At 62.5% G+C, this 3058-nt stretch carries 5 protein-coding genes; 2 read left to right on the top strand and 3 right to left on the bottom strand.

Translation table 11 applies throughout. From position 1 onward, the window contains the following. Window positions 1-186: 186 nt before the first annotated feature. Window positions 187-705, bottom strand: coding sequence for a hypothetical protein (locus AC1DSN_RS20650; protein ID WP_477298803.1), 519 nt, complete (start codon window positions 703-705; stop codon window positions 187-189). A gap of 275 nt (window positions 706-980) precedes the next feature. On the opposite strand from AC1DSN_RS20650, the gene AC1DSN_RS20645 reads away from it, so the two are divergent. Continuing rightward, window positions 981-1244, top strand: coding sequence for a type II toxin-antitoxin system Phd/YefM family antitoxin (locus AC1DSN_RS20645; protein ID WP_063572228.1), 264 nt, complete (start codon window positions 981-983; stop codon window positions 1242-1244). Window positions 1245-1256: 12 nt separating this feature from the next. After that, the gene (locus tag AC1DSN_RS20640; protein WP_477332570.1) at window positions 1257-1580 is read left to right on the top strand and encodes a Txe/YoeB family addiction module toxin; all 324 of its coding nucleotides are present in this window, start codon (window positions 1257-1259) and stop codon (window positions 1578-1580) included. 15 nt (window positions 1581-1595) lie between these two features. On the opposite strand, the gene AC1DSN_RS20635 is transcribed toward AC1DSN_RS20640, so the two are convergent. Together AC1DSN_RS20635 and AC1DSN_RS20630 are read right to left on the bottom strand one after the other, a co-directional pair. Then, a complete protein-coding gene (locus AC1DSN_RS20635; RefSeq protein WP_477332568.1) occupies window positions 1596-2075 on the bottom strand; it encodes a RidA family protein in 480 nt (159 codons plus the stop codon). Between the two features lie 118 nt (window positions 2076-2193). Continuing rightward, window positions 2194-3058: glycoside hydrolase family 27 protein (locus AC1DSN_RS20630; RefSeq protein ID WP_477332566.1), on the bottom strand; the 865-nt coding region annotated here is incomplete at its 5' end.

Here is a 3058-nt window from a genome sequence, read left to right as displayed (position 1 = left end):
CGAGGAAGCCATGGCGCCCGGGAGTCCTGCCTTGCGCGTCGAGGTCGACCGGTATACCTAAATAAAGCGGACCCGATCGATGGAATCCGTGCGCGTCATCGCAGCATGGCTCGTCGGCGCGTGCGCGGTAGGGCGCGAGGCACACGGCGATGCCGAGCAGCATGGCAAGCATTGATAGCCGCTGGTTCACGGCAGCAAGCTTGCTGGCGAGAGGTCTACGATCGTGCCATCCGGCTGCACCATTCGGATCGCATGGAATCCGGCGACTGAGACGGGCTGGCGAAGCCATTCCTCAAGCGCCATGGTAAAGCCGTGTGGGAGGGAGCTGGTCTTGACGTCGCGGGACCATACCAACAACGCGGGACTCATCGGTGCCTTGGGATCCTTGTAGTAGAAATGCACAAGGGCACCCACGACCACGCCGTCGCTCGATGCCCAGACCATGCCTTTTTCCTGACAGGATCCGGGACGGCAGGAAGCAACCACCATCGAGCCATCGGCGCGTTCAATGGGACGTCCCTGCGACGTGGTGGCGGCTACGGCATAGCGGAGCGGCTCCGGCGCGTCGTCGTCACTCATGCCGAGATAGAGATCTACCTTGGGCACGTGCGCATCGAGCAGGCTACGCCAGCCGGCGGTCAATGCGCCCACATAGGTATGGGAACGGGCCGCTTCAGTAAGTACGCCCGTCGTTGAAGGGCGCACGGGCGCGTCACCAGCGTGAAGTGCATGGCATGTCATGAGGCCCACCGCAAAGATGCAGCAGATTTGTCGGCGCATCCGCATGCCTTCGATATGGAGACTCAATCCCTTGCCCGTCTGGACCTGCCGCAGCATCGCGGTTGCGATGCCCCCTGTACGGTGGTCTGTTCGCAAAATCTAGCGTAGCCACTGCGGATGGGCAAGGCAAAGTTGCGGATGAACAAGTGCCTGATATAGACTCCAACATGTACGCAAAGATGTACATGTTGGAGTAGCCCATGCGGACCATCAATTTCACCGACGCCAGAAGCAACCTCAAGGAGGTGCTCGACACGGTGGCGACCGATCACGACATCACTCTTATCAAGCGTCGTGACGCTGAAGATGCCGTCGTGATGTCTGTGAGCGACTACAACTCGCTGCAGGAGACGCTGTATCTGTTCAGCAGCGCCGCCAACGCCATCCGATTGCAGAACGCCATGGCCGAGGCCGACACGTCGCTGCCGGCGGACGCACGCATACTAGGTCCGGATGGCGTTTAAAAGGGAAGCCTGATGGCGGTGCGTAAGGAGAGGGAAGATCTTTGGTGGACGAGCCAGGCGTGGGAGGACTACCGCTACTGGCAAGAGCACGTCCCCACGAATGTCGACGCCGTAAACACCTTGATCGAAAACATCCGGCGCACGCCGTGGACCGGGCTTGGTAAGCCCGAGCCCCTAAAAGGTGAGTGGAAAGGTTGGTGGTCTCGCCGGATCACGCTGGAACATCGCCTCGTCTACCGCCTCTTCGACATGGACAAACCCGCGAAAGGGCAGGCTCGGCCGCAGAAGATCACGGTGATCCAGGTCGCCCAGTGCCGATACCACTACACGCGGTAAATCCCTTCGGTTGGCTCAAGCCACCTCAAGCACGAACTCGACGATCACCGGCATCCCCAGTGGCGCGCTGCCAAGCCCGGAAACCAGGCGGACGGGAAGCTTCTCCTTGCCGAAGAGTCTCTCCATCAAATCCGTAGCGCCATCCGCAACCTTCGGATGCTCGATGAACTCCGGCGTCGTCAACATGTAAACGGCGACCTTGATCACGCGGGTGACCTGATCGAGCGACCCCAGGAACTCCCGAGCGGCGGCCAATCCGCTGAGCATGGCCTGCTCTGCCGCTTCCTCGCCTTGTTCCGTCGTCAGGTCCGCACCGATCCGTCCACGTACTCGCGGCTCGTGTCCCCATACCGGAACCATGCCGCTGAAGTAGACGAGGTTGCCGGTACGCACGGCTTCCACATAGGAGCCGAACGGCGACGGCGGGGGAGGGAGGACGATGCCCGATTCGGCGAGCCGTTGTTCCGCGCTCATGCCGTTGGCAGCAGTGTTCATTGCCTCTCCCAAGGTGGCCGTCACCGTTAGGAAGATAAGTTTCCGCCAAACCCCGCCTGTGTCTTGCACCCACTATCCGCGTTGCCTGCCGCAGGAACCGACGGATCGGCGGTGGCTCCTACTGACCTGCGCCGACACGAATCAGGGTGGCGCCATGCCGGGGAAGCGTCGTGACGAACGGGCTACCCGTATCGATGGCCGTGTGTTGCCAGAGATCACGGGCCTGAGCTGATTTGCTGAAGCGGCTTCCCAGCGTCTGCCAGGACAGCCGAGCCGTCGCCTTCTCCCCGCGATTGAAGAAACCCACGACCACTGACCCATCCGCCATATCGCGCACGAGCACCTCAACGTCGCCCTGGCGTTCAAGGCGCCGCGCCGGACGTCCGGCCGAATCCTGATCAACGGCGATCACCTCGCGATTGAGCAGGATGTCCCGCGTCGCGGGATCCATCGTGCGCAGGTCGTTGCCGGCGAGCAGAGGTGCCGGGAGCATCGACCACAAGCTCATCTGCGTCCGGTACTCATCCGTGCTCATGCCGCCGTTGCCGATCTCCAGCATGTCGGGGTCCGACCAGTGACCCGGGCCGGACCATGCGCTGAGATCGAGCTGACGAAAGCCGCGCTGCGACATGGACTCCCAGTTATCGCTGATATCCGGCGTGGTGCGCCAAAGGTTGGCGCCGGTCTGCGGTCCCCATCGCCAGATGTCGAAATCGCCGGACTGCGAGAGGCTGTAGACCACGGGTCGGCCCGCCGCGCGAAGGGCCGCGCCCATCTTGCGGAAGAGCATCTCCTGGTTGCGCTGGGTGACCGGGTAGATGTCACGGGCGCCGCAGTAGTCATACTTCAGATAGTCGACGCCCCAGGCAGCAAACTGGCGCGCATCCTGGTCTTCGTGACCGTGACTGCCGACGAAGCCGGCGCAGGTTTTCGCCCCCGGTGACGAGTAGATGCCGAGCTTGAGCCCGCGCGAGTGCACGTAG

It is taken from the genome of Luteibacter sp. P4_D7_3, assembly GCF_056401735.1.
Note: the sequence above shows the minus strand (reverse complement) of the source record. Positions and strands in the feature narration are given on the sequence as shown.